This is a genomic window from Rhodoferax sp. (assembly GCF_030653815.1).
Classification (GTDB): domain Bacteria; phylum Pseudomonadota; class Gammaproteobacteria; order Burkholderiales; family Burkholderiaceae_C; genus Rhodoferax.
The window spans coordinates 40753-64538 of sequence record NZ_JAURYQ010000003.1; the positions used below are offsets into that span (position 1 = coordinate 40753).

At 61.7% G+C, this 23786-nt stretch carries 22 protein-coding genes and 1 tRNA gene; 12 read left to right on the forward strand and 11 right to left on the reverse strand.

Annotated features, from left to right (window positions below):
• Positions 1 to 106 precede the first annotated feature (106 nt).
• Positions 107 to 2674 (forward strand): ABC transporter permease, encoded by a 2568-nt coding sequence (locus Q7U49_RS00405; RefSeq protein WP_304761665.1) that lies wholly within the window; start codon positions 107 to 109, stop codon positions 2672 to 2674.
• Here the strand turns inward: Q7U49_RS00405 and Q7U49_RS00410 are convergent.
• Positions 2658 to 4166 carry a bifunctional aminoglycoside phosphotransferase/ATP-binding protein gene (locus tag Q7U49_RS00410; RefSeq protein WP_304761667.1) on the reverse strand — a complete coding sequence of 503 codons (1509 nt, stop codon included), beginning with the start codon at positions 4164 to 4166 and terminating at the stop codon, positions 2658 to 2660. The genes Q7U49_RS00405 and Q7U49_RS00410 overlap by 17 nt on opposite strands.
• A 159-nt stretch (positions 4167 to 4325) precedes the next feature.
• Between Q7U49_RS00410 and Q7U49_RS00415 the strand changes: the two genes are divergently transcribed.
• The 5 genes from Q7U49_RS00415 to Q7U49_RS00435 are packed head-to-tail and all read left to right on the forward strand — an operon-like array spanning position 4326 to position 8499.
• Positions 4326 to 5093: a transporter substrate-binding domain-containing protein gene (locus Q7U49_RS00415; RefSeq protein ID WP_304761669.1), complete on the forward strand. Its 768-nt coding sequence runs from the start codon at positions 4326 to 4328 to the stop codon at positions 5091 to 5093.
• 60 nt (positions 5094 to 5153) lie between these two features.
• Positions 5154 to 5852 carry an ABC transporter permease gene (locus tag Q7U49_RS00420; RefSeq protein ID WP_304761671.1) on the forward strand — a complete coding sequence of 233 codons (699 nt, stop codon included), beginning with the start codon at positions 5154 to 5156 and terminating at the stop codon, positions 5850 to 5852.
• The gene (locus Q7U49_RS00425; protein WP_304761673.1) at positions 5852 to 6565 is read left to right on the forward strand and encodes an ABC transporter permease; all 714 of its coding nucleotides are present in this window, start codon (positions 5852 to 5854) and stop codon (positions 6563 to 6565) included. The genes Q7U49_RS00420 and Q7U49_RS00425 overlap by 1 nt, the downstream gene beginning before the upstream one ends.
• A gap of 18 nt (positions 6566 to 6583) precedes the next feature.
• Entirely contained in the window at positions 6584 to 7714 is a 1131-nt protein-coding gene (locus tag Q7U49_RS00430) for a M14 family metallopeptidase (protein ID WP_304761675.1), read from the forward strand.
• A gap of 8 nt (positions 7715 to 7722) precedes the next feature.
• Entirely contained in the window at positions 7723 to 8499 is a 777-nt protein-coding gene (locus Q7U49_RS00435) for an ABC transporter ATP-binding protein (protein ID WP_304761677.1), read from the forward strand.
• 3 nt (positions 8500 to 8502) lie between these two features.
• Here Q7U49_RS00435 and Q7U49_RS00440 read toward each other — a convergent pair whose 3' ends face one another.
• From Q7U49_RS00440 to Q7U49_RS00470, 7 genes are read right to left on the reverse strand one after another with little or no spacing between them, the layout of a single operon-like run.
• Positions 8503 to 9315: a 3-keto-5-aminohexanoate cleavage protein gene (locus Q7U49_RS00440; RefSeq protein ID WP_304761678.1), complete on the reverse strand. Its 813-nt coding sequence runs from the start codon at positions 9313 to 9315 to the stop codon at positions 8503 to 8505.
• Between the two features lies 1 nt (position 9316).
• Entirely contained in the window at positions 9317 to 9730 is a 414-nt protein-coding gene (locus Q7U49_RS00445; protein WP_304761680.1) for a hotdog domain-containing protein, read from the reverse strand.
• 10 nt (positions 9731 to 9740) lie between these two features.
• Complete coding sequence (locus tag Q7U49_RS00450) at positions 9741 to 10490, reverse strand: OAM dimerization domain-containing protein (RefSeq protein WP_304761682.1); 750 nt, start codon at positions 10488 to 10490, stop codon at positions 9741 to 9743.
• A complete protein-coding gene (locus Q7U49_RS00455) occupies positions 10483 to 12042 on the reverse strand; it encodes a lysine 5,6-aminomutase subunit alpha (RefSeq protein WP_304761684.1) in 1560 nt (519 codons plus the stop codon). The genes Q7U49_RS00450 and Q7U49_RS00455 overlap by 8 nt, the downstream gene beginning before the upstream one ends.
• On the reverse strand, positions 12039 to 13112 hold the full coding sequence (locus tag Q7U49_RS00460) for a hypothetical protein (RefSeq protein WP_304761686.1): 1074 nt from the start codon (positions 13110 to 13112) through the stop codon (positions 12039 to 12041). The genes Q7U49_RS00455 and Q7U49_RS00460 overlap by 4 nt, the downstream gene beginning before the upstream one ends.
• Positions 13109 to 14146 carry an L-erythro-3,5-diaminohexanoate dehydrogenase gene (locus Q7U49_RS00465; RefSeq protein ID WP_304761688.1) on the reverse strand — a complete coding sequence of 346 codons (1038 nt, stop codon included), beginning with the start codon at positions 14144 to 14146 and terminating at the stop codon, positions 13109 to 13111. Before Q7U49_RS00465 ends, Q7U49_RS00460 begins: the two co-directional genes overlap by 4 nt.
• Positions 14147 to 14148: 2 nt before the next feature.
• Entirely contained in the window at positions 14149 to 15330 is a 1182-nt protein-coding gene (locus Q7U49_RS00470) for a KamA family radical SAM protein (RefSeq protein WP_304761689.1), read from the reverse strand.
• 114 nt (positions 15331 to 15444) lie between these two features.
• Between Q7U49_RS00470 and Q7U49_RS00475 the strand changes: the two genes are divergently transcribed.
• From Q7U49_RS00475 to Q7U49_RS00485, 3 genes are all read left to right on the forward strand, one after another.
• Positions 15445 to 15903 carry an Lrp/AsnC family transcriptional regulator gene (locus Q7U49_RS00475; protein WP_304761691.1) on the forward strand — a complete coding sequence of 153 codons (459 nt, stop codon included), beginning with the start codon at positions 15445 to 15447 and terminating at the stop codon, positions 15901 to 15903.
• A 155-nt stretch (positions 15904 to 16058) separates the two neighbouring features.
• Positions 16059 to 17156 (forward strand): ornithine cyclodeaminase, encoded by a 1098-nt coding sequence (locus Q7U49_RS00480; RefSeq protein WP_304761693.1) that lies wholly within the window; start codon positions 16059 to 16061, stop codon positions 17154 to 17156.
• Between the two features lie 16 nt (positions 17157 to 17172).
• Positions 17173 to 18276, forward strand: coding sequence for a carotenoid 1,2-hydratase (locus tag Q7U49_RS00485; protein WP_304761694.1), 1104 nt, complete (start codon positions 17173 to 17175; stop codon positions 18274 to 18276).
• A 195-nt stretch (positions 18277 to 18471) separates the two neighbouring features.
• Here Q7U49_RS00485 and Q7U49_RS00490 read toward each other — a convergent pair whose 3' ends face one another.
• Both Q7U49_RS00490 and Q7U49_RS00495 read right to left on the reverse strand, forming a co-directional pair.
• Entirely contained in the window at positions 18472 to 18846 is a 375-nt protein-coding gene (locus Q7U49_RS00490; RefSeq protein ID WP_304761696.1) for a MarR family transcriptional regulator, read from the reverse strand.
• Positions 18843 to 19139: a DUF6516 family protein gene (locus Q7U49_RS00495; RefSeq protein WP_304761698.1), complete on the reverse strand. Its 297-nt coding sequence runs from the start codon at positions 19137 to 19139 to the stop codon at positions 18843 to 18845. The genes Q7U49_RS00490 and Q7U49_RS00495 overlap by 4 nt, the downstream gene beginning before the upstream one ends.
• Before the next feature lie 259 nt (positions 19140 to 19398).
• Here Q7U49_RS00495 and mutS point away from each other — a divergent pair, with 259 nt between their 5' ends.
• Entirely contained in the window at positions 19399 to 22029 is a 2631-nt protein-coding gene (gene mutS / locus Q7U49_RS00500; protein WP_304761700.1) for a DNA mismatch repair protein MutS, read from the forward strand.
• Between the two features lie 50 nt (positions 22030 to 22079).
• Here mutS and Q7U49_RS00505 read toward each other — a convergent pair.
• Positions 22080 to 22156: transfer RNA gene (locus Q7U49_RS00505), tRNA-Pro, on the reverse strand.
• Positions 22157 to 22231: 75 nt separating this feature from the next.
• Here Q7U49_RS00505 and aat point away from each other — a divergent pair.
• Together aat and Q7U49_RS00515 are read left to right on the forward strand one after the other, a co-directional pair.
• Positions 22232 to 22996 (forward strand): leucyl/phenylalanyl-tRNA--protein transferase, encoded by a 765-nt coding sequence (gene aat / locus Q7U49_RS00510; RefSeq protein WP_304761701.1) that lies wholly within the window; start codon positions 22232 to 22234, stop codon positions 22994 to 22996.
• A complete protein-coding gene (locus Q7U49_RS00515; RefSeq protein ID WP_304761703.1) occupies positions 22993 to 23778 on the forward strand; it encodes an arginyltransferase in 786 nt (261 codons plus the stop codon). The genes aat and Q7U49_RS00515 overlap by 4 nt, the downstream gene beginning before the upstream one ends.
• The last annotated feature ends 8 nt before the right edge of the window (positions 23779 to 23786 follow it).

Genomic DNA, 23786 nt, shown 5'->3' on the forward strand with positions numbered 1-23786 from the left:
CACTGCAAGTGCGCAGTTTGGCAGTGCCCGCTTCGTAGCTGAGCCATTGAAAACCGCTCACAATATGGCATCCCCTGCACGTCAGGTTTGATGGCTTACCCACCCCATGCTTGACCTGCTCAAAACCTTCTCCTGGCAAGAACTCCGGCACCACCCGTGGCGCAACGCGGCCGCCGTGATGGCGGTGATGCTGGGCGTGGCGCTGGCGTTTTCGGTGCATTTGATCAACGCCAGCGCACTCGATGAGTTTTCGCAGGCGGCACGCTCGGTGAGTGGCCAGCCCGACCTGGAATTGCGCGGCGTGCAGGGCCAGTTTGACGAGGCCTTGTTTGCCCGCGTGGCGCGGCTGCCTGAAGTGGCGCTGGCCTCACCCGTGCTTGAAGTGGGCACCTACGCCCTGTTGCCAGAAGGCAAGCGCAGCTTGCAAGTGGTCGGTGTGGATGCGCTGGTGGTGGCCTTTGTGGCGCCCGACCTGATGCCGCTGCCCGCCCGCCGCGGCGACCAGACCGCGCCCGACCGATATGTGCTGTTTGCCCCGGGGCAGGTGTTTTTGAACCCGGCCGCACTTGCCCTGGCGGGCGCAAGGCTGCAACTGCAGAGCGGCCTGGAGCCGGTCACGGTCAGCGTGGCCGGTAGCGTGCGCGCCTCGGGACGGGCACTGGCGGTGATGGACCTTGGCGCCGCGCAGGAGCTGTTTGGCAAGCAGGGGCAGCTCAGCCGCATCGACTTGCGCTTGAGGGCCGGCGTCAACCGCGACGACTTTGTTCGCAGTCTGGCCAGCGCACCCGACTGGCCCGCCAACCTGAGCCTGACGGTACCGGGTGACGCACAGTCGCAAATCAACAAGCTCTCGCGCGCCTACCGCGTCAACCTCACGGTGCTGGCTTTCATCGCCCTGTTCACCGGGGCCTTTCTGGTGTTCTCGGTGCTGTCCCTGAGCGTGGCCAAACGGGCGCAGCAGTTTGCGCTGCTCGGGGTGCTGGGCCTGAGTGGGCACAAACGGCTGAGCCTGGTGTTGTGGGAGTCGCTTTTTCTGGGCTTGCTGGGCAGCGCCGTCGGCATTGCGCTGGGCACGGCGCTGGCAGCACTGGCCTTGAAATGGCTGGGTGGCGACCTGGGCGGTGGTTTTTTTGCCGGCAGCGCACCCCGGTTGCAGTTCAGTGCCTGGGCCGCGCTGCTCTACGGTGCCATGGGCGTGGCCGCCGCGCTGGTGGGCGGCTGGTGGCCGGCCCGGGCGGCACAGGCGCTGCCGCCAGCACAAACCCTCAAGGGGTTGGGCGGCGGGCGGGTCAATCCGCACAGCCATTGGCTCAGCCTGATGCTGATTCTGCTGGGCGCCGCGCTGACCCAGGCACCCCCGCTGTGGGGCATTCCGGTGGCAGCCTATGTGTCGGTGGCCTTGCTGCTGGTGGGTGGCATCACCGCCCTGCCGTGGCTGATTGGCCTGCTGCTGGACCGCTTGGCGCCTCTGGTGGCGCGCCAAACCCTGCCTTTATTGGCCGTGGCGCGCGCCCGGCACCAGCGCGAGACGGCGGCGGTGGCCGTGAGCGGCGTGGTGGCTTCGCTGAGTCTGGCGGTGGCACTGACGGTGATGGTGGCGAGTTTTCGGGAGTCGGTCACGCAGTGGCTGGAGCAGGTGCTGCCCGCCGATTTGTACGTGCGCAGCGCCGGCAACCTAAATGCCAGCGATACGGTGTATTTCAGCCCGGAATATGTCCAGGCCGCAGCGACTTTGAAAGGTGTCAAACAATTGCAGGCCCAGCGCGTGCTGCCGCTGCTGCTGCAAGCCAGCCTGCCGCCGGTGGCTTTGCTCGCCCGCGACATGTCGGACCCCGCCAAAAACCTGCCCATGGTGAATGCACCCCTGCCGGTGCCGGCCGGACAGATCGGCATTTATGTGAGCGAAGCGGTGGTGGACCTGCATGGCGCTGTTTCAGGCCAGGCGTTTGCGCCCATGGGCAAGGCGTTCAAACCCTTGACCCACGCCGGACAAGCGCCTGACGCAACTTATTTTGTGGCCGGTGTCTGGCGCGACTACGCCCGCCAAACCGGCGCCATTGCCATCGACAAGGCCGCTTTTGAGCGCCTCACCGGCGACCAGCGCGCCAACGACCTGGCACTGTGGCTGACCCAGCCCGCGGACGCTCCCCAGGTGCAGGCGGCCTTGCGCGCGCTGGCGGATGGCATTGGCTCGGGCGCGGGAGAGCTGATGGAGTTCGGCACGCCGGGGCAGATCCGCGCCACCTCGCTGCGTATTTTTGACCGCAGCTTTGCCGTGACTTACTGGCTGCAGGCGGTGGCGATTGCGATTGGCCTGTTTGGTGTGGCGGCCAGCTTCAGCGCCCAGGTGCTGGCCCGGCGCAAGGAGTTTGGCCTGCTGGCGCACCTGGGGCTGACGCGGCGGCAAATCCTGACCGTGGTCGCCTTTGAGGGTGCCGCCTGGACGCTGCTGGGTGCCCTGGCCGGGTTGGCGCTGGGCCTGGTGGTCTCAGGCGTGCTGGTGCATGTGGTGAACCCGCAAAGTTTTCACTGGACCATGGACCTGATGCTGCCCTGGCTCAAGTTGCTGGGCCTGTGCCTGGCGGTGGTGACGGCCGGCACATTGACTGCCTGGCTGGCCGCGCAGGCCGCCGCCGGGCAGGACGCGGTGCTGGCGGTCAAGGAGGATTGGTAACGCCGATTTCATCCGGGCCCAGAGGCTCGATGGTTTGCAGCTGCTCATCGAGCACGGTCAGCGTGGCTTCTGACGCGTCATGCCCGGCAGCGGTGCGCGCCACGATGCGCTGGCGCAACTGACCAAGGCTGGCCTGCGGCGCCAGGATGCTGAAACTGGCGCCCATCTGCTGTGCCAGCGCGCGAAACGCATCGCGATCGGCACGCTTCAAGAAGGCGGCATCCACCACCACCGACCAGCCGGCCTGCAACAAGATCTCAGCCTGCTCAAGCAAGTGCGCATAGGTGCGCCGATGCGCATCAAGAGCGTAAATGCCAGCGCCCACGCCCGAGCCGCTGGCCGCAGTGGGTGCCAGCCCGTACAGGCGCTTGCGCTGCACGTCCGAGCGCAGGCGCAAGGTGGCGGCCTGCGGGTCGGCTTGTAACAGCGCGTTCGACGCCACGGTTTTGCCGCAACCCGACAAGCCGTGGGTGATCACCAGACGCAACGGCACGGGCCGCAGCAAGCGCTCGGCCAGCGCCACATAGGCTTCAACTTCGCCCGCATCATCACCCGTTTGCACCTGACGCAATGCCGCCACCTTGGCCCGCACCATGGCGCGGTACACCGCGTAAAAGCGCAGCACGCGTGCCGCTTCGTAGTCGCCGCTGCGGCTCAGCACCTCGTCGAGCAGCCAGTTGGCCAGGCCCGGCTTGTCGTGCGCCAGCAGGTCGATGTAAATGAAGGCGATTTCGCTGGCCACGTCCATCCAGCGCAGGTCCTCGTTGAACTCGATGCAGTCGAACAGCTGCACCCGCCCGTCCATCAGCACCATGTTGGCCAGGTGCAGGTCGCCATGGCACTCCCGCACCCGGCCCGCCTGCTGGCGCGCCTGCATCAGCGGCGCCAATTGTTCAAACCGGGTTTGGGTCCATTTGCGCAAGGCCGACAACCGGGCCTGAAAGCCTGGATCAGGCAGCGCACGCAACAAGTCAGTGAAGTTGTCGAGCGCGGGTTGCAGGATGTGCCGGCCCGAGCCGAAGCGCGAGCCCGCCAGCGCCACCGCTGCCGCTTGATGAAACGCCACCACGGTATCGGCCAGCGCGGACACGTGTCGGGCCTGTAATTCGCCGCGCGCACACACATGGTCCAGCCTGCATGACTCCTCAAAACGGTGCATCTTGACGGCATATTCGATCGGCGCACCAGAACCATGCCATTGCGGATCTTGCGAGGTGTTGTAAATACCGACCACGTCCAGATAAAGCTCAGGCGCAAAACGGCGGTTCAGGCGCAATTCCTCCTGGCAATATTTCTTCCGGAGCGCCAGCGTGCTGAAGTCCAGAAATGACAGCGTGACCGGTTTCTTGATCTTGTAGGCGAAGTCCCCGGCCAGCAGCACCCAGGAGATGTGGGTTTGCATCCATTCAACGCGCGTCACGCCATCCGGATAACGTGCAGGATCAAGCAAAGCGTGAATCAGCGGTGGCAAATCGGCAAGCATGTCTGTCATGATGCCAGATTTGACCTCGAATGAACGCATTATGGGCACGATGTTTGCGTGACTTAGTAGAAACCAACCCCCGCCAAGCGCCGGCCAGACCGTAGAATCAGTTTTTAATTTTTTATTAACCCGCCGGGCTACGCCCAGGCATTTTTGAGAAAGCTGCTTATGAAAAAACTTCTGCTCGCTGCTGCCATCAGCGCCTTGTGCGCCTCAAGCTTTGCCCAGGGCAAAGACCTCAAGGTGGCCATCGACGCCACCTACGAACCCTTTACCTTCAAGACCGCTGACGGCAAACCCACCGGCTTTGACGTGGATATTGCCAGCGCCTTGTGCGAACAAATCAAGCGCAAATGCGTGTTTGTCGAACAAGCCTGGGACGGCATGATCCCCGGTCTGCAGGCCAAGAAATACGACGTCATCATCAGCTCGATGTCGATCACCGCAGACCGCCTGAAAGTGGTGGACTTTACCGACAAGTACTACAACACCCCCAGCAAACTCGTGCTGAAAAAGGACATCAAGTTTGACGGCCCAGCCTCCATCAAAGGCAAAAAGATTGGCGTGCTGAAAGCCAGCACCCAGGAAAAATATGCCTTGGGCGAGCTCAAGACCAAGGGTGTGGAAGTGGTGTCGTATGACGCCCAGGACCAGGTCTACCTGGACATCAAGGCCGGCCGTCTGGACGGCACCGTGGCTGACGTGATGGAAGTCGGTGGCGGCTTCCTGGACAAGCCGGGCGCTGAAAACTACCATTTCGTCGGTGAAGAACTCTACATTCCGAAGTACTTCGGTACCGGTGCCGGCGTCGCTTTACGCAAAGGCCAGGGCGACCTCAAAAAAGAACTCAACGCGGCCATTGTGGCCATTCGCGCCAATGGCAAGTACAAGGCCATCAACGACAAGTACTTCAAGTTTGACGTTTACGGCAAGTAATTCATCCGCAAACAGCCGGCCTTCTGAGCACGCGCGCAGGGCCGGTTGACTGGCGCCTCCATGACATCCACCACGCAGTCCTACCTTCTTGTGATCTTGCAGGGCTCCCTGCTCACGGTTGGCGTGTCGCTGGGCGCGCTGCTGGTGGCTATCGTCCTGGGCTTGGCCGGTGCTGCCGCCAAGCTCTCGGGACGCCCGGTGCTGGTGGCGGTGGGCACCTTTTACACCACCATCATTCGCGGCATCCCGGACCTGGTGCTGATGCTGCTGGTGTTTTACGGTGGCACCATCGGCATCAACACCTTGCTTGAAAAGATGGGCAGTGAGGCCACCATCGACATCGAACCCTTTGCCGCCGGCGTCATTACCATCGGCTTCATCTACGGCGCCTACATGACCGAGACCTTTCGCGGCGCCATTCTGAGCATTCCCAAAGGCCAGATGGAAGCCGCCTGGGCCTTTGGCATGAGCCGCTCGCAAACCTTCCTGCGCATCACGCTGCCGCAAATGGTGCGCTACGCCCTGCCCGGCTTCACCAACAACTGGCTGGTGCTGATCAAGTCCACCGCGCTGGTGAGCCTGATCGGCTTGCAGGAAATGACCTATCTGGCCAAGCAGGCCAGCGCCGCCACCCGCTCGCCTTTTGCCTTCTTTTTGTTCACCGGCGCCTTGTTTCTGGTCTACACCTCGATCAGCCTGGTGGCTCTGAAAAAGCTCAACGCCCGCTACAGCCTGGGTACGAAAAAGGTGCAGCTGTAATGGAATGGGCCGTCATTTTCGAGCCCGATAACCTGGCCCTGTTTGGCAACGGGATGGTCATCACGCTGTGGTTGTTGTTTTCGTCGCTGGCCGTGGGGGCCGTGCTGGCGCTCATTTTTGCCCTGATGCTGACCGGCCCGTGGGCGCCGCTGCGCTGGCTGGTCGGTGCCTACACCTTTGTGATTCGCGGCACGCCGCTGCTGATTCAGGTCTATCTGATCTATTACGGTCTGGGTCAATTGGAGTGGATTCAGGCGCGTTGGGACTCGGTCTGGCCCTGGACGCATTTCAAGGAACCTTTCTTTTGCGCGCTGCTGGCCTTCAGCCTGAACACCGCCGGCTACACCGCCGAGATGCTGGCAGGCGCCATCCGCGAGACCAGCGCCGGCGAAATTGAGGCCGCCCACGCTTACGGCATGAACCGCTTCCAGACCATGCTGCGGGTGGTGCTGCCCAGCGCCATGCGCCGCACCCTGCCCGCTTACAGCAACGAGGTGGTGATGATGCTGCATGCCACCAGCCTGGCCAGCGCGGTGCCCAACATGCTCGACGTGACCTCGGCAGCGAGCCGAATTTATGCCACCTACTATCTGCCGTTCGAGGCTTATCTGGCCGCCGCCGCCATTTACCTCGCGGCGTCGTTTTGCCTGATCGGCTTTTTCCGCTTCTCCGAGGGGCGTCTGCTGGCGTACCTGTCGCCGCGCAGAGATTGACACAAAAACTGTTGAACCATGCAACGCATTGACCACCCGCTGCTCTCGCCCAGCCTGGGCAGCCATAAAGCCCTGACCAGTTTTCACTTTGGTCAGCCCGGACGCGTCCGCAAGATTTATATCCAGGCCAGCCTGCACGCCGAGGAGTTGCCCGGCATGTTGGTGGCGCACCATTTGCGCGCGCTGTTTGACACCTTGGAAGCGGCCGGGCACATCCACGGCGAAATTGTGCTGGTGCCGGTGGCCAACCCGATCGGTCTGGCGCAGCGGCTGGACCACAAACCCATGGGCCGCTTTGAGCTGGACACCTCGGAAAACTTCAACCGCCATTACCCCGACCTGGCTGCCGCCGTGGCACCGGTTGTCGTCACTCAGCTGGGTGACAACGCGGTGACCAATGTGGCTTTGGTGCGTCAGGCCATGCGGAACCACCTGCAACAATGGGCGCCTGCCACCGAACTGCAAAGCCTGCGCCGCACCCTGTTGCTGCTGGCGCATGATGCCGACTTCATGCTGGATTTGCATTGCGACTGCGAAGGGGTGCTGCACTTCTACACCGAGGAGGCCTGCTGGTCCCAGATGCAGGAACTGGCGCACTTCTTGGGCGCACAGGCGATTTTGCTGGCCAAAAGCTCGGGCAACCGACCCATCGACGAATGCCTGTCGGGTGCCTGGTGGCAACTGGCTGACCGGCTCAAGGCCCGCGGGCTGGACGTGCCCCTGCCGCAAGCCTGCTGCAGCACCACCATCGAGTTGCGTGGCGAGCTGGACGTCAGCCACGCCTGGGCGGCCACCGATGCGCAGGCCATCGTAAGCTGGCTACAGTTCATCGGCGTCTTGGCCTGCCCGCAGCCCCCCGAAGTGCCCGCGCCCCGCTGCGCTGCCACGCCGCTGGCAGGCTCGCAAACTCTGACAGCCCCCAGCCCCGGCATCGTGGTGTTTGCCGCCGAAGTGGGCCAGCAGTTGCAGGTGGGTGATCTGGTCGTCGAAATCATTGACCCCATTGCCAACACCACGCAGCGCATCACGGCCGGTGTTGCCGGTGTGCTTTATGCGCGCATTCGCGACCGCTACATCACCGCCGGCGGTGAACTCGGCAAAATTGCCGGCGCCACGGCTTTTCGCAGCGGCGAACTGCTGGGTGCCTGAGGATTGATATGACCACCACCCCACTCAAACTGCAGGTTGAAAACATCCACAAGCGCTTTGGCGCCAATGAGGTGCTCAAGGGCGTGTCGCTCACGGCCCACGCCGGCGATGTGATCAGCATCATTGGCAGTTCCGGGTCTGGCAAAAGCACATTTTTGCGCTGCATCAACCTGCTGGAAAAGCCCAACCAGGGCCGCATCATGGTGGGGGACGAAGAGCTGCACCTGAACCCCGACAAGCATGGCGAGTTGCACGCCGCCAACCCCAAACAACTGGCACGCATGCGCACCAAGCTGGCCATGGTGTTCCAGCATTTCAACCTGTGGGCGCACATGACGGTGCTGCAAAACATCATCGAAGCACCGGTGCATGTGATGGGCGTGCCGCGTGACCAGGCCATTGAAACGGCCCGCAAGTACCTGGCCAAAGTGGGCCTGGAAGGCAAGGAAGACGCTTACCCGGCGCACCTCAGCGGCGGCCAGCAGCAGCGCGTGGCCATTGCCCGCGCCCTGGCCATGGAACCCGAGGTGATGCTGTTCGACGAACCCACCAGTGCGCTCGACCCCGAACTGGTGTCCGAGGTGCTCAAGGTCATGAAAAACCTGGCGCTGGAAGGCCGCACCATGGTGGTCGTGACCCACGAAATGGGCTTTGCCCGTGAGGTTTCCAACCACCTGATCTTCTTGCACAAGGGCCAGATCGAAGAACAGGGTGTCCCGGCCCAGGTGCTGGCCAGCCCCAAGAGTGTGCGGCTGGCGCAGTTCTTGTCGGGTAGCCTCAAATAAGGATCAGCTCAGGCCGAGCATTGCACGGGCCTCATCGGGTGTGGCGACAGGCCGGTCCAATTCCTGGCTGATGCGGGCCATGCGCGCCACCAATTGCGCATTGCTGGTGGCGAGTTCCCCCTTGCGGTAATACACGTTGTCCTCAAAACCCACACGCACATGGCCGCCCAGCACGATGGCCAGTGTGCCCAGTGGCAGTTGCGCCGGGCCGATGCCGGCCACGGTCCAACTGGACTGCGCCGGCAACTGGGACCGCAGGTACATCAGCGCCTCGGGCGTGCCGGCCATGCCACCAGGAATGCCCAGCACAAAGTCGAAATGCTGCGGGCCACTCAGCAGGCCTTTTTTCAGCCAACGTTGCGCGGTGCTCAGCATGCCGGAATCAAAAATCTCCAGCTCGGGTTTCACGCCATGGTCACGCATGGCCGCGGCAAACATTTCCATCTCGGCCGGCGGGTTCATGAACACGTCGCCACCAAAGTTGACCGAGCCCATGGACAGCGTCGCCATCTCCGGTTTGAGGGTGAGCGGGGCCAGGCGCTCCTGCGGCGTCATGCCCACGGCACCGCCGGTGGACACCTGAACGATCACGTTGCAGCGCGCCTTGACCGCCGCAATGATCTGGCGATACATCTCCTTGTCCTGTGTCGGCGTGCCATCGGGCAAGCGAGCGTGCACATGGACCATGGCCGCCCCAGCCTGGGCGCATGCATAGGCCGCGTCGGCAATTTCCTCCGGCGAGATGGGCAAGGCTGGTTGCTGTGCGCGGGTCACTTCGGCACCGGTCAACGCGGCCGTGATGATGAGCTTGTTCATGTCAGCAGGTGATGGTGGGGTGCGTGATGCGCTGACACGCGGCGGGTACCACGCAGGTGCCTGAGGCCTGGCATACCAGGATCGGCTCGGCCAGCACATCGGCCGCAGACGCCTGACCGGCGACACCGGCCGAGGCAATGACCTTGCGCGCTTCAAAGGCCATCGTGCGCGAGGTCTTGCCCATGGCCACGATGCGACCGGTGGCCTCGATGTAGTCACCTGCGTAGACCGGCGCCAGAAACTGCACGCTGTCATAGGCCACAAACAGACCTTCGTCGCCATCGCTGCGAATCAGCAACTCGGTGGCCACGTCGCCAAACAGGTGCAGCATTTTGGCGCCGTCGACCAGGCCGCCGGCGTAATGGGCGTCATGTGCACTGATGCGCAGGCGGATCAAGCTGGTGTAGTTTTCCATGTTCTTTCCTTCAATGTCTTTTGATCCACTCATGAATGGCAAAAGAGGCCACGTCCTCGGCATAACTCTTGACGCCAAAACCGGCATCGTAGCCCAGTTCCTTGGCCAGCTCGTGGCTGATCCGCGGTCCGCCCACCACCAAAATCACCTTGTCGCGCAGCCCCTCGGCTTCCAGCAAATCAGCAAGTTTGGTCAGGTTGTCGAGGTGGATGTTCTTTTGCGTCACCACCTGCGACACCAAAATCACGTCGGCGTTTTCTTCAATCGCACGCGTCACCAGGTCTTCGGAGTCCACCTGCGCGCCCAGGTTGATGGCGCGGATCTCGTGGTAACTCTCCAGCCCCTTGTGGCCGTTGTAGCCCTTCATGTTCATGATGGCGTCAATGCCCACGGTGTGGGCGTCGGTCTCGATGCACGCGCCGACCACCACCATGCGCCGTTTCATTTTTTCGGCGATCAGCGCGTTGATGCCATCCTTGTCCATCACCTCGTACTCGGGCTTGACCACCGTGTAGCTGTTCAGGTCGACCTGGTGTTTGCACTGACCATAGACCACGTAAAAGCTGAAACCCTGGCCCATGTCCTCGCAGTGCACCACCGCCGGCTCGTCCAGCCCCATTTGCGCTGCCAGACGTTTGGCACCCTCCTTGGCGCGCTCATCCAGTGCGACCGGCAGGGTGAACGAGAGCTGCACGCGGCCGTCACCGAGCGTGTCGCCGTAGGGCTTGACCCATTGTTCGGGTTGTTTGGTTTCAAGCATGGTCTGCTCCTTGAGTTGGCAGCATCAGTTCAGGGAACGGGTTGAAGTAGTCAGGTGCTTTGGCGATCACGCCATCGAGTCCCTTGCCTCCGCTCGGCGTGCGCGAAATTTCGGCAAACAGGCCCTTGCCAATGGCGCCCGGCAGACCTGTGGCCTCGATCTCGGCCAGCATGGTCTCCGCTTGTGCCAGCACTTCCTGGGCACGTTGCTCGATCTTGCCGCCGCGCTTGAATTCAATTTCCGAGTGCAGATCCTTCATGGTGCCAAACACGTACCGGGCGTTCTGGATCGCCAGAAAACGGTCGTGGATGAAGGGCGTGTGGATGGCCTCGGTCATCATGCCCAGCAGGTGGATGTTCTGGTTGGTGACGGTGCTCACGATGTTGAACAGCGCGTCCTGCACATGGCCCTTGAAGATATTGCCGGTCATGTGTTTGGTGGGCGGCATGTATTTCAGGCAGGCCTCGGGAAAGACCTGGCGCACCAGTTGCGCATGCGCCAGTTCCCACAAAAAGCCGTTTTCCAGCTCCGGATGAATCTCGAAGGCATGGCCCAGGCCCATCTGTTCCGGCTTCAGTCCCGACAACCCGGCAAACTGCTCGTTGATGAGCTGTGACGCCAGCACCGTGTGCGCCGCCTCAAAGGCGTCCGCCGTGGTGAGGTAATTGTCTTCGCCGGTGTTGATGATGATGCCCGCATAGGCATTGACCATGCGCGAAAAAAACTGGTCGATGAAGGTGCGCTTCATGTTGATGTCGCGAAAGATGATGCCGTACATCGCGTCGTTAAGCATCATGTCGAGCCGCTCGATGGCGCCCATGGCGGCAATCTCGGGCATGCACAGGCCCGAGCAGTAATTGGTCAGGCGGATGTAGCGGCCCAGCCGGTTGCCGACCTCGTCCAGCGCGGCGCGCATCAGCCGGAAGTTTTCCTGCGTGGCATAGGTGCCGCCAAAACCCTCGGTGGTGGCGCCATGGGGCACGTAGTCGAGCAGGCTCTGGCCGGTGGAACGGATCACCGCAATGATGTCGGCCCCCTGCTCGGCGGCGGCACGGGCCTGCACCACGTCTTCATGGATGTTGCCGGTGGCCACGATCAGGTAGAGCCAGGGCGTTGGGGCTTCGCCGCTGTTCTTGATTTTCTCGGTGCGCTGGGCGCGCTGCGCGGCAATGTGGTCACACATGGTGCGGGCCTGCGCCTGCGCGCAAACGCGGGCCGCAGTTTCATCGTCAGGGCGCGCCAAGGTCAGGCTGCCGCTTGCCACGGCCTCGGCGACCTGTTGCGCCGTCAGGCCAAGCTTTTCCATGGCACCCGCCAGCACTGTGGCGGCACCGTGCTGCAGCAGATTTTGATCCTGCAAATGGCTGACCAGCCGATTGGGCAGCGGGACGCCGACCTCGTCGACACCGTCCACCCCCATGAGGCGCAGCGTGGCACGCTCCACGGTGGTGGTGGTGAAGCCCGACATGTCGTCAAAGACCTGGCGCGCAATGCGTCGTGCCGAATCGCGGGCGCGGTCAATTTGCGCCTGGTCCAGGTTCAAGTGGCTCATATTGCTTCCTTGGTTTCATTCATTGTGTTCTCCAACATCACATCGCTGACGCCATAACCCACAAAGGCGGCGCGAGCGATCTCCAAAAATTCGGTGGCATCAAAACTCCCGCCCAGGGGTGAAAACGGATTGAGCGTGATGCCGGTCATGTGGATGCCACGGTAGGCCATCAGGCGCGCGCCCTGCTTGTCAAATGCTGTCAGATCGGCCGCCTCGACAAACAGGCGCGTGCCATCGTTAACCACCACGCGCAGTCCCGGCTTGTGGTTTGCCAGTGTCACCAGCGCGCGCCACAGGGAGCGGCCCACTGCGCCGCTGAGCGCCACCGTGGCCACATCGGCCTGCTGGTGCTGCAGCAAAGTGGCGGCCGCGTTCAGCGTCGCGATCTCGGCCAGCAGCAGGGGCTGGCCCGCGCTGTTCCACAGGCCCACGCCACCCCGCGCAAAAACAGGTTCGCACAGGCGGCGCGTGGCCTCGTCGGCTTGCGGGATGCCCAAAATGGCCAGGCGGTCGCGTGTCTTGCGGATCACGTCGCCCATGCCGCCGCCGATGGCGGCACCGGTCGCCAGAATCACGCCGTTGGCAACGGCCGGCGAGGCATGGTGGCTGCGCCCCAGCGCGCCGTCCAGCATCACCAGCGTGGCGCCACATTGCTTGAGGCGGGCAATCACGGTGAGCTGGTCCGAACTGCGCGAGGCACCGGCAATTTCCATCTCGCCGTGCTCCAGCACCTTGACCACCAGGATTTCACCCATCGGGCTGTCGATGCTGGTGGCAGCGATAAGTTTGGTGCGCACCTTGGCGCGCTCCAAGGTGGAACGCGCGGTGGCCACCAGGTTGCCAGGCCACACCACAATGGCTGGCTTGGGTACAAAAAACACCGCATCGCGATCTTCCCCGTCACGCCCGATCGACGTAACCCCGAGCGCCACGCCAGATGCCGCAGCCTGCGCCAACAAGTGGTTCAGCGCCACTGTTTTCCCGGTGTTCTTGGTCATGCCCATGACGGCCAGCGTGCTCATGCCACTGGCCTGGATGCGTTGCCACAGCGGGCTTTGTCCTGCGGTCATACGTAGAGTTGTTCAAACAGGGCGCGCAGCTTGGCACTCTCGCGCAGCAGGTTCAGCGCAAATTCGGCGTGCCCGGTGGCATAGCCGTTGCCCACGATCATTTCCACATCCTTGCCCACGCCCTCCGCGCCCAGCGCGGCTGCGGTGAAGCTGGTCGCCATGGAAAAGAAGTAAATCTTGCCGTGCTGTTTCGTGGCCAGGATGCTGCCCATCTCGGTGTTTTGAATGTTGACACAGTTGATCACCACGTCGGCCAGCTTGCCGCCGGTCACCTTTGATACAGCGTCCATCAAGGCCAATGCGTCGGTGGCATCCACCTGCAGCGCATGATCGACCCAGCCCAGATCAAGCATGCGCTGGCAATCCTTGGCAAATGGCGACACGCCGATCACACAACCACCCGCACCCGCGCGCTTTTTGGCCTCATAAACACACAGCGTGCCTGACTTGCCACCGCCGCCAATCACCACCACGGTGTCGCCCTCCTTGACCAGACGGGCCGTCTGGGCCGGAGCCCCGGCGACATCCAGAATGGCCAGCGCCAGCTTTTTGTCGATGTCCGCAGGCAGTTTGGCGTACAGACCGGTTTCGAACAGGATGGCGCGGCCCTTGATCTCGATCTGGTCCTTGTCCATATGGATCTTGGTGATTTCGTCAATGCGCAAGGGAGTGAGTGACAGCGACACCAGCGTGGCGATCCTGTCGCCCACCTTCAGGTCGATCTTGCCGAGCAAGGCCGGGCCGATCTGGGCCACCGTGCCAATCAGCATGCCGCCCGACCCGGTCACCGGGTTGTGGTGTTTGCCGCGCCGGGCCACGATGTCCTTGACCATGGCTGCCACGGCGGCTTCGTCGCTGCCGGTGGCGCTTTTGATCTGGGTGAAACTGGCCGAGTCGATGTTGAGCGCCGACACGTCAATCAGGATCTCGTTGTCATAAATGGCCATGGTGTTGTCGAGCTTCCAGGCGGGCTGGGGCAACACGCCAAGCGGTTCGAGCACACGGTGTGTGCCGTAGGGGGAGCCGTGTTTCATGGTTAATTGCTCACACTGGGCAGACTGAAGTCCTGCCCCAGGCCAGGCATTTCGACCGTTTTGCCGGCGTAGTTGCGGCACTTCACCGTGGTGCCACTGCCATCGGGCAAGGCTTCTTCGCGCACATAACTCGGGATAATCGGCAACTTGCCCAGGCCACCCAGGCCATCGACGATAAAGGTGGGCACGGCCGGGCCGCTGATCCAGCCGCGCAGACCTTCGTACAGTTCGAGCATGCGGCGGTGCGGCACGATGAAATGGTGCGCACCTTCGACCATGTCGGTCGAATACACGTAATAGGGACGCACGCCCATCTCGACGCTTTGCATGAACAGCTCGCGCATCACTTCGACGCTGTCATTCACGCCCTTGAGGCACACGGTTTGCAGCCCCATCATGATGCCGGCCTTCTGCAACATCTTGACACGCTGGCGAAGCAGCGGCGTGATTTCCTTGGGGTGGTTGATGTGGATATTGACCATCTGCACGCGGTGACGCTCCAGCACCGCGCAGAGTTCGGCCGTGACACGCGTGGGCAATTGCACCACCATGCGCGAGCCGATGCGCAGGAAGCGCACATGCGGTGCCCGGCTGCGGATCATGCCCAGGATTTCGTCGAGGCGCTCGTCGGTGAAGGTCAGCGGGTCGCCGCCGGACAACAACACGTCTTCGATGTTCTTGTTGTTGGCAATGTAGTCGATCGATGCCTCGATTTCGTCCTTGTGCACCGAGCCGGAAGGCTGCGACACCATGCGCTTGCGGGTGCAGAAACGGCACAGCGTGGCGCAGGTGTTGCTCACCAGAAACAACACCCGACGCGGGTAACGGTGCACGATGCTGGTGCCGGGAATGGTGTCACCCTCCTCCCCCAACTGGTCGAGCATGGTGGCAAAGCCGGGCTTGGTTTCCTCATGAAACGACGGCAGGTACTGCATGCGGATCGGGCAATTGGGGTCGTTGCGGTCCATCAGCCGGGCCATGTAGGGCGTGACCGCAATCGCGAACTTGTTGTAAACGGTGTCGTTGACGTCCTCGACATGGTTCAACACGCCCTTCAGTTGCGCATGGTGGGTGTAACGCCTGGCAAACTGCTTCTGCCAGGACTCGGACTCCGGGTCGTAGGCTTGCAGTTCGTCATAACTCATGAAAACTTTGGGGGTGGCGAATTCGACGGCTTGCAGCATGGGAGGTCTCCTGATTGGTGGTTCAAGTCTATGGAGTCACGCCGCCGCTGAAAACAAGCAAATCGCCTGAAATTAATGTGAAAATTCAGTCATATTGCTTGTTTTTAAAACACTATGACTCATCCACCTCAAAAACCCAATCTTGACGCGCTGGATTACCAATTGATCGAACTGCTCAAGGTCAATGCCCGGTTGCCCATGGTCAACCTGGCCAAGGCCCTGGGTTGTGCGCGCAGCACCGCCCAACTGCGGCTCAAGGCACTGGAAGACGCTGGCGTCATCACCGGTTATACCGTGGGCGTCAGCAGCCCGCGCGTGTCCCGTGGCTTGCGGGCCATGGTGCTGATTTCGATGGAATCCCAGAACGAGCCCGACGTGGTGCGCGCGCTGTCCAAGCGGCATGAAATCACCAAGCTGTACTCGGTCAGTGGCCGCTACGACCTGTGCGCCATGCTGCTCACTGAATCGACCCAGGAACTCGATGCGGTGCTGGACAAAATTCGCGTCATCAAGGGCGTGGTGGACACGTTTTCAACCATCATGCTGTCGACCAAGCTCGACCGGCCCGAGTGACGCAACAAATTAGCCAGCATCAGGATCGGTTCTGTCAATGTGATAGAAAGCGATCCCTTTTTGATAACATTTTGACTATTTTGAATTAAACCTGCCGATTTACATTGGCATGAGGGCTTGAGATACTGCTTTCCAACCAAGGAAACCAGCCCATCATGAAACTCCCTCAACTCGTCCAAACCCAATTTCTCAGCGTCCAGGACGTGGCCACCATCATCAACAAGATGGGCCTCAAAACTGTGTTCATGCGCATGGCCGACTACATCCGCGCCGACTACCTGCGCTGGCACGATTTTGAAAAATGCGCCCGTGTGGCCAACCACTCGAAAGACGGCGTGATCGAATTGATGCCGATCTCGGATGCCAAAAGTTACGCTTTCAAGTACGTCAACGGCCACCCCAAGAACACCATCAACGGCCTGCCCTGCGTGATGGCCTTTGGCGTGCTGGCCGATGTCGACACCGGCATTCCCGAATTCCTCAGTGAGTTGACCCTCAGCACGGCTTTGCGCACGGCGGCCATGTCGGCGGTGGCAGCGCAGGAACTGGCGCGCCCTGACAGCAAATCAATGGCCTTGATCGGCAACGGCGCCCAGAGCGAATTCCAGGCGCTGGCGTTCCACTACCTGCTCGGCATCGAGGAACTCCGTCTGTTCGACACCGACCCCAAGGCCACGGAAAAGCTGATCGCCAACCTGAAGTCAACGGCGCTGCGCCTGACGGTGTGCAGCAGCATTGCTGAGGCCGTGCGTGGTGCCGACATCGTGACCACCGTGACCGCAGACAAGACCAATGCCGCCATCCTGACCGCCGAAGATATTGAGGCCGGCATGCACATCAATGGCGTGGGTGGCGACTGCCCGGGCAAAACCGAACTGCATTCCGACGTGTTGCACCGCAGCGCGGTGTTTGTCGAGTACGAGCCGCAAACCCGTATCGAGGGCGACTTGCAACACCTGCCGGCTGATTTTGAAGTCACTGAGCTCTGGCAGGTGCTGGCGCGCCAGGCCCCCGGTCGCCGTGACGCCGACCAGATCACGCTGTTTGATTCGGTCGGTTTCGCCTTGCAGGACTACTCCGCCCTGCGCTTCATGCGGGACGCCGCCAGGGAACTCGGCCTGGGCCAGGTGGTGTCGCTGATTCCCGAACTGGTCAACCCGAAAGACCTGTTCGTGTTGATTCACCCGGAAAACCATGAAGCTTCCAAGTCGCGTCAGCACCCGGATTTTTGCGCCATACTCGCAGCTGCCTGACAACCCCATCCAACGCATGAACCGTCGAGATTGCCTGATCGCAAGTTTGAGCCTGCCGCTTTGGCCTGGGGCGGCGCAAGCCCAGGCCAGGCAGGCCTTGCAGTTCCCGCGTGACCTTGGCAGCCACCCCGACTTTGCCATCGAGTGGTGGTACATCACCGGGCACCTGCAGGCGGGGCAGCGCGAGTTTGGTTTTCAGATCACTTTTTTCAGGTCGCGTGTGCCGGTCACACAGGACATGCGCTCCAGCTTTGCCGCCAAACAACTGATCTTTGCCCATGCCGCCGTGACCGACGTGGCGGGCAAGCGCCTGTTGCACGACCAGCGCATTGCCCGCGCCTCGGGCAACGCCCAAATCGATCAGGCCACAGCCAGCGAAACAGACACTGACCTGCGCCTGGGCAACTGGCTGCTCAAGCGCGATGGCAATGGCGGCACCTACCAGACGCAGGCCAGCGGGTCGGACTTCTCGTTTCAACTGAAGCTGCGCGAGACCCAGCCGCTGCTGCTGCAAGGCGACCAGGGCTGGTCGCGCAAGGGACCCGAGGCCAGCCAGGCGAGTTATTACTACAGCCTGCCGCAGTTACAGGTCAACGGTCAACTGAGCCTGGGCGAGCAAACGCTGCCAGTGCAGGGACAGGCGTGGCTCGACCACGAGTGGAGCCGGTCGCTGATGCACCCGGATGCGGTGGGTTGGGACTGGATCGGCATGAATCTGCTGGATGGCAGCGCGCTGACGGCCTTCAGATTACGCACCAAAGACGGCACCGCGCTGTGGGCCGGCGGCTCGCTGCGTGCGCCGGGGTCAACCCAAGCCGAAATTTTTGGCCCCGAAGATGTCATCTTCACGCCGCAGCGCCAATGGAAAAGCCCGGCCAGCGGCACCAGCTACCCGGTGCAGTGGTTAGTGCAGATCAGGCGCGCACAGCCCAAGACAGGTTTGAAAGAACCCGAGCGCTACACCGTCAGCGCCGTCATCGACAACCAGGAACTCGATAGCCGTCAGTCCACCGGCGCCATTTACTGGGAAGGCCTGAGCGAGTTGCGAGACAGCCGCGGCACGGTGGTTGGGCGCGGGTATCTGGAGATGACGGGGTATGCGAGCCCGTTGCAACTTTGAATTTTTTTATTCCAGGCGCCGCAGCTTGAAACCGACGTTCGGCAATTGATCGCCAGGGTCGCACCCGCTTCACACCGCTTTCCAACCTCATTTCAGTCGAACTAAACGGACCGGTCAGTGCCCTGAAGCAGAAGTATGGCCATCCCAATTCGTCGCCTGATAGGTGGCAGTCAACATCTTGTCAGCACAAGTACTTCACATCACCATCGCTTCGAGGCGGAAAATGCCTGCAGATGCTCGAATCTCTTTCATGTGACCATGACCTGGAAGAATCTTGGTTTCTATCGTCACAAGTCCGACTTGTGCCAACTGGTCTACATCACGTTTGACGGCGCTGCGATCGCGATGCAGTCGCCCGGCGATGGCTGTGATCGAACCCGGTTCACCCTTGACACTGCGGAACACGTCAAGTCGGCTGGCAGTCAGCAGGCGCAGGAGATCGGCAGGCTCTTCAAAGCTGACAGTGCGTTCCTCTGGCATCGGTTGACCAGCGTCAGCCAATCGTGCCAAGACCTTCCCTCGGCGAAAGAAATCTTGTTCGTTGCTTGCTTTAAGGGTGACATTTTTCATCCTGTGCTCCTGAGTGCAGTCCAATCGGTCTGAAACTGATCTTCGATGTCGTCAAAACTCGTGAATTCAACCGCAGCCACAACACCGAAATAGTGCCGGTGGTGATACCCATGCTGGTTGTCATAACCGACCACGCGTCCGTTATCAGCACCGTGCATTGCATGATTGACATAGGCAAGGTTGTAACGAGTCACCTGACCTTGCGCATCAACCCAAATTTCACGTCGAAGCTGATCATTCCCACGCTTTTGCGTGATGTGGTGCGTATCGTCGACAATTTTTCGATCAGCCATGACATATATTATCGTGGCTGTCTCCCGGGCATGGTTTGATTTGTCGGACTGCAGGGCACATTGAGATGGGTCCCAACATCGGCTCAGTCGCTTGACCTTCAGCCGCGTGAGAAGGATTTCGATGACTGCAGTCCCCGTATCAGCAATTCGGACTCCCATCTACGTGACTCTTAAAGTCTGAAGTCAACGAATGCGATGACGTTCACGCTTTATTGGGGAACATTGATGTTGTGCAGTTGAAGTTGCTAGACTCCAAGCGATGACCGATACAGAAAAGCACACCCCCATGATGGCCCAGTACCTGGGCCTGAAAGCAGATTACCCCGACACCCTGCTGTTCTACCGCATGGGCGACTTCTACGAGCTGTTTTTTGCCGATGCCGAAAAAGCCGCGCGGCTGCTCAACATCACGCTGACGCAGCGCGGCCAGTCGGCGGGTGCGCCGGTGGTGATGGCGGGCGTGCCTTTTCATTCTGTCGACACCTACCTGGCACGGCTTATCAAGCTGGGTGAATCGGTGGCCATTTGCGAGCAGGTGGGCGATGTGGCCACCAGCAAAGGCCCGGTAGAGCGCAAGGTGGTGCGGGTGGTGACGCCCGGCACGCTGACCGACCTGGAACTGCTGGGTGACAAAACCGAGTCGATGTTGCTGGCGGTGCACCAGGGCGCGCGCAACAGCTGCGGCCTGGCCTGGCTGAGCGTCACCCAGGGCGAGGTGCACTTGGCCGAGTGCACGCCCGACGAACTCGCCGACTGGGTGGGCCGCATTGCGCCGGGCGAGCTGATCTTCAGCGCCGGTGCCACGCCCGCCTTCGAGGCCCGGCTGCGCGCGCTGCCCGTGGCCGGCGCGGTGTCGATCTCGGTGCGCCCCGACTGGCAATTTGACGCCGGTCTGGGCCAGCGCAAGCTGCTGGAGCATTTGCAGGCCGCCAGTCTGGCGCCCTGGCAAGCGCAGGACCTGATGCAGGCGCAAGCCGCCGCCAGCGCGCTGCTGGCCTACGCCGAGCACACCCAGGGCCGCGCGCTCACCCACGTCCACCGCGTGCGGGTGCAACGCGCGGGCGAACTCATCGACCTGCCACCCAGCACCCGGCGCAACCTGGAACTGCTGCAAACCCTGCGCGGTGAAGACAGCCCCACCCTGTTTTCCCTGCTCGACACCTGCATGACCGGCATGGGCAGCCGGCTGCTGAAAAGCTGGCTGGTGTCGCCCAAGCGCGACCGCACCGAGGCCCGGCAACGCCTGGGCGCCATTGCCGCCCTGCGCGACGGCCCCGCCCTGACAGCGGGCACCGGACCCTGGGCCAGGCTGCGTGACAAGCTCAAGGGCAGCACTGACGTCGAGCGCATCACCGCGCGCATCGCGCTACGCCAGGTGCGCCCGCGCGAACTGGTCGGCCTGCAGTTGACCCTGCAAAGAACCCAGTTGCTGGCCCCGGCCTTGCAGGGCCTTGAGACCTACTTGACGAGCCTGGCCAACAACCTGCTGCCGCCAAGCGGTTGCGCCGAGTTGCTGCAGCGCGCCATCGCCCCCGAGCCCGCGGCGCTGGTGCGCGACGGCGGTGTCATTGCCGTAGGCTTTGACGCCGACCTCGACGAACTGCGCGCCATCCAGACCAACTGCGACAGCTTTTTACTGGACCTGGAAACCCGCGAGAAAGCGCGCACCGGCATTGCCAATCTGCGCGTGCAGTTCAACCGCGTGCACGGTTTTTTCATCGAGGTGTCGCAAGGCCAGCTTGACAAGGTGCCCGACGACTACCGGCGCCGCCAGACCCTGAAAAACGCCGAGCGCTTCATCACGCCCGAACTCAAGGCCTTTGAAGACAAGGCGCTCAGCGCCCAGGAGCGCGCCCTGGCGCGCGAGAAATTTCTTTACGAGCAGGTGCTCGATGCCTTGCAGCCCTTTGTGCCTGCATTGACTGAGCTGGCGCGCGCGCTGGCCACGCTCGACGCGCTGTGCGCTTTGAGTGAGCGCAGCCTGACGCTGGACTGGTGCGCGCCCCAGTTGGCCAAAGAGCCCTGCCTGGACATCGAGGCCGGTCGCCACCCGGTGGTGCAGGCGCGGCTGGCCGAGACCAGCGCCGGGGCCTTTATTGCCAACGACACGCATCTGGGCCCCAAGCAGCGCATGCAGATCATCACCGGGCCCAACATGGGCGGCAAATCCACCTACATGCGCCAGATCGCGGTGATCACGCTGCTGGCCAGCATGGGCAGTTATGTGCCAGCCAAACGTTGCCGGCTGGGACCGATCGATGCCATCCACACCCGCATTGGCGCGGCCGACGATCTGGCCAACGCCCAGTCGACCTTCATGCTGGAGATGACCGAGGCCGCGCAAATCTTGCATGCGGCCACGCCCAACTCGCTGGTGCTGATGGATGAAATCGGCCGCGGCACCAGCACCTTTGATGGCCTGGCGCTGGCCTCGGCCATCGCCACCCAGCTGCATGACAAGACCCAGGCTTACACCCTGTTTGCCACGCATTACTTCGAGTTGACCGAATTCCCCACGACACACCATGGCGCCATCAACGTGCATGTGAGCGCGGCCGAATCGGGCCGCAACATTATTTTTCTGCACGAAATCCAGCCCGGTCCGGCGAGTAAAAGTTATGGGGTTCAGGTGGCGCGACTGGCGGGCATGCCGGCTACCGTGCTGAACCAGGCCCGCCAGACACTGGCGGCGCTGGAGGCGCAGGCGTCAACCCAGCAGGCGCAGATCGATTTGTTTGCCCTGCCCGCGGTGACCGAAATCGTGACCAGTAGCGCGGTAGAGAATGCGCTCGAAGCCATCAACCCCGATGACTTGAGCCCGCGTGAAGCCTTGGAAGCACTTTATCAATTAAAGAAAATGAGCCATGCTGCCAACAAAGCGCCGGGCTGAGCACCAAAAACAAAGGCTCATCGGTCAAAAACCGACGAGCCTTGAAATAATGGTCGGGGCGAAAGGATTCGAACCTTCGACCCTCTGGTCCCAAACCAGATGCGCTACCAGGCTGCGCTACGCCCCGACTCAGGTATTGTAATCGCTGGCGCCGCCGTTTTTGAATGCCACCCGCCATGCAAACCCCTTGCACCACAGTTAAATGACAGACGACGCTGCCCCATTGCCCTGGCTGGCTGGCGGTGAGCCTTTTCCACCGGTGGATTCAGCGTGGGGTCTTGACGCGGTGGCGCCAGGTCTGTTGTGCGCAGGCGCCGATTTGTCCGTCGGTACGCTCCAGGCAGCCTACCGCAACGGCATCTTTCCCTGGTTCAGTGCCGGACAGCCTATTTTGTGGTGGAGCCCGGCGCCACGCATGGTGCTTGAAGTCGATCAGTTCAAGCTGTCACCCTCGTTGAAAAAAACCCTGAAAAAATTCGCCAGTGATCCTGCTTGCGAGATCCGCATTGACAGCGCCTTTGCCCGGGTGATCCAGTCCTGTGCATCCAGCCCAAGGCACGGCGCGCACGGAACCTGGATCGTGTCCGACATGATCGATGCTTACATCGCGCTGCACCAGGCTGGTTTTGCCCACAGCATCGAGACCTGGGTCAAAGGTGAATTGGCAGGCGGCCTGTATTGTGTCGCGATCGGGCAGTCGGTGTTTGGCGAGTCGATGTTTTACCGCCAGCCCGACGCCTCCAAAATTGCCCTGGCGGCCCTGGTCAGTCTGTGCCGCCATCATCAGATCAGCCAGATCGATTGCCAGCAAAACACGGCACATCTCAAGTCGTTGGGTGCGCACGAAATTTCCCGGGCTGAGTTTGTCAAACGGGTTGACGACTTGTCCGGACGCCCTGCGCCCGACTGGCATTTCAAGTCCCTATACTGGCAGGAACTCTTTGCTTTCAATACGGCCCCAGCGTGAATCAGTCCCAGGAAACAGCGCTCAAAACTTTGCAGTTTTATGCCACGGCAGACTACCCCTGCAGTTATCTGCATGGGCAGATCGCCCGCTCGCAGGTGGCCACGCCCGCGCATCTGATCGACACCGCGGGCTACTCGGTGCTGATGCGCCATGGTTTCAGGCGTAGCGGCCTGTTTTATTACCGCCCTCATTGTGATCAATGCCAGGCCTGCCGCTCGCTGCGTTTGCCGGTGGCCGAGTTCCAGCCGGACCGCAGCCAGAAACGCGCCTGGGCACAGCACCAGCACTTGATCGCCACCATCACCCGCTCGCCCTTCTTTTCATCAGAGCACTTTGCGCTGTACCAACGCTACCAGCAGGCACGCCACCCGGGCTGCAGCATGGATGCCGATGACCGGGCCCAGTACCAGGACTTTCTGATTGAAAGCCACGCCAACTCCTTGCTGGTCGAATTCCGCGAGCCGTCGGCAGGCGACCAGCCCGGTGTTCTCAAGATGGTGTCCGTCATTGACCAGCTTGACGATGGCATGTCGGCGGTCTACACCTTCTATGAACCTGAAGCGGGTCAGTCCCTGGGCACCTACAACGTGCTCTGGCAGATCAGGCAAGTCCAGGCCCGGGGTTTGCGCTACCTTTACCTGGGCTATTGGGTGGCAGCGAGCCGGAAAATGTCTTACAAAACCCGCTTCAAACCGTTTCAGCTTTTGCTCAACCAGCAATGGCAGTCGTTCAACGACATGACGCGTCTCAACCCGTTATCGACAGAAAATTTCACCAGATAAAATGAGGC